The sequence below is a fragment of the Pseudomonas sp. 2822-17 genome (assembly GCF_002742485.1).
Taxonomy (GTDB): domain Bacteria; phylum Pseudomonadota; class Gammaproteobacteria; order Pseudomonadales; family Pseudomonadaceae; genus Aquipseudomonas; species Aquipseudomonas cyclaminis.
Map to the genome: position 1 here is coordinate 1 of NZ_LJRZ01000722.1, position 274 is coordinate 274.

Annotated in this window: 1 protein-coding gene; it reads right to left on the reverse strand. The window is 34.3% G+C overall.

What is annotated here, in order from left to right; genetic code table 11:
- Positions 1-12 precede the first annotated feature (12 nt).
- Positions 13-231 (reverse strand): hypothetical protein, encoded by a 219-nt coding sequence (locus AOA60_RS23965; protein ID WP_099586447.1) that lies wholly within the window; start codon positions 229-231, stop codon positions 13-15.
- Positions 232-274: the final 43 nt, after the last annotated feature.

Below are 274 nucleotides of genomic sequence, written 5' to 3' on the forward strand. Positions count from 1 at the left end.
ATACTGTATTGGTTACCAATTCTTCCCCCCCTCTTTGTTCCCAATTTTCATCCATCCCTCATTACAGATATAATCATAGGTGTTGGGTCCGATATATGTACCATTTGGCAATTCTGGGTCATCCTTTAAGAACTTTTCAATAGAAGGAGTATTTATGATTATATTCTTGAACTCACTAATTTTCATATTCCCTTCGACAAAATCAACAAGTATTTTTTCTACATCACCCATGTTTCCGTTTCCTCCCTATCTATAATTTTATACAGTCCTAAAA